The following is a 1,901-nucleotide window of genomic DNA, read 5'->3' on the forward strand; positions in this document are numbered from 1 at the left end:
TCAACCAGCATGGCGCGCGAATGGAACGTCTCGCCGCCGGCACCTTTCACGTTCTTCTCGTAGATGGCTTCCAGCCGGGCAATCTCCTTGTCCTTGTTGGCGACCAACGTCGGCCAGTCGAAACTGGCCTCGGGCACGCTCCAGCCGTAGCCGGCGGCGTCAGCAAAATGCTCGGGAAATTGCGAGGCATAGACGTAGAGCTTCTTCGGCACGCAGCCGCGAATGACGCAGGTGCCGCCATAGCGGTATTCCTCGGCGATGCCGACGCGCTTGCCGAGCGCCGCCGCGACACGGGCCGCCCTCACCCCTCCGGAGCCGCCGCCGATGACGAAGAGATCGTAGTCGTAACCGGCCATGCGTGGCTCCTTGCCTTCAAAAATGCCTGAGACAGGTAGGCTGCTCATCACCAAAAGAAAAGCCCGGACAAAGCCGGGCTTTCTGGTCCAGCGGCCGTCAGGCCGCGCAGCAAGGCAAATCAGTTCTGCGTGTTGTCGGCCGGCGCATCGCCGTCAGCCGGAGCCGAGCCATCGGCCGGCGCGGCACCATCCGCGGGAGCGGGCGCGGCCGGAGCGGCGGCCTTCGACGCGGCAGCCAGCGTTTCGCCCACCTGCTGGGCGAGGTCTCGGGCGACGCCGTTCTGCCAGATGTCGGCTGCCTTGACGAGATCGCGCGTCACTGCCGGACCGCTGTCCAGCAGCTTCTTGCCCGAATCGGAGCTGTAGAAGGTCGCGATGTCGTTGAGCTCCTTCTCGGAGAACACCTTGGCGTAGGCAAGGGCTGCTTCCTTCTCAAGATCGGCGCGGCGCGCCGCCAGCGCCATCGCCTTCTCGCTGACGGTCTTGCCGATCAGTTCCTGCATGTCGGGGTTCTTCTGGATGAGCTGGTTCTCAAGCGCCGCCGCTGCCTGCGGCAGGATGTTGTCGAACGGGTCGGTGGCATGGATGGCAGCGACGGCGGCGCGCGCAGCCTTCAGGTGCGATTCGGAGACGTCCTGCGCAAACGCCGGCGAGGACAACGCAAGGACAGCCGAAGCCGCCAGAGCGGCCGAGAAGCGGCGAACCCGGTTATGCAACATCATGGTCGATAGAACTCCCTGGTTTTCGGGCGGCATGGACGGTTTGGATGCCGTCGCCGCCGGCGATGATGGCCGCTGACGCCAGCCCGATGAAAAGACCATGCTCGACAACGCCTGGAATGGCGTGGAGAGCATTCGAAAGCGCTCTTGTATCCGGAATGCGGCCAAAAGATGCATCGAGGATAAAATGGCCGCCGTCTGTAACAAATGGCTGGCTCCCCGTCATCCTCAATGTAACCGGGCCGGAAAGGCCGAGGCCCGCGGCGGCCGCGCCGATCGCGATCTCGGTCGCGCGCAGGCCGAATTTGTTGACTTCGATCGGCAGCGGAAAGCGGCCGAGCGTCTCGACCATCTTTGACTGGTCGGCGATCACGATCATGCGCCCGGACGCCGCCGCGACGATCTTTTCGCGCAGCAGCGCGCCACCGCCACCCTTGATCAGCGTGAGGGCCGGGTCGACCTCGTCGGCGCCATCGACAGTGAGGTCGAGCTCCGGCGTCTCTTCGAGCGTCGACAGCGGCACGCCGAGCTCGCGGCAAAGTGCTGCGGTGCGCTCCGAGGTCGGCACGCCGATGACGCTTAGCCCGGTGGCGACCTTCTCGGCGAGCAGGCGCACGAACTCCTCGGCCGTCGAGCCGGTGCCGATGCCAAGCCGCATGCCGTCGGTGACATGGCCAAGGGCGGCCCGCGCGGCTTCGACCTTCAGTTGCCTCGCGTCCATGATTGCACGTCGTCCCCGGGAAAGGCTGATTTGGGCGCTCCTAGCATTTTTGCCCGCCCGGTCAAAGGCCGCGCTCTGCTTGTGCTCAAAGCCGGTGGATTGGCC

Annotated in this window: 3 protein-coding genes; all 3 read right to left on the reverse strand. The window is 65.4% G+C overall.

Annotation, left to right across the window (positions count from 1 at the left end):
- On the reverse strand, positions 1 to 356 hold a 356-nt coding region (locus EOA33_RS34235), incomplete at its 3' end, for an FAD-dependent oxidoreductase (protein ID WP_190234473.1).
- Between the two features lie 119 nt (positions 357 to 475).
- Positions 476 to 1,078 (reverse strand): DUF2059 domain-containing protein, encoded by a 603-nt coding sequence (locus EOA33_RS34240; protein ID WP_126054527.1) that lies wholly within the window; start codon positions 1,076 to 1,078, stop codon positions 476 to 478.
- Positions 1,065 to 1,796: a ribose-5-phosphate isomerase RpiA gene (gene rpiA / locus EOA33_RS34245; protein ID WP_127407619.1), complete on the reverse strand. Its 732-nt coding sequence runs from the start codon at positions 1,794 to 1,796 to the stop codon at positions 1,065 to 1,067. Before rpiA ends, EOA33_RS34240 begins: the two co-directional genes overlap by 14 nt.
- Positions 1,797 to 1,901 lie beyond the last annotated feature (105 nt).

This window comes from Mesorhizobium sp. M4A.F.Ca.ET.050.02.1.1 (assembly GCF_003997725.1).
Taxonomy (GTDB): Bacteria; Pseudomonadota; Alphaproteobacteria; order Rhizobiales; family Rhizobiaceae; genus Mesorhizobium.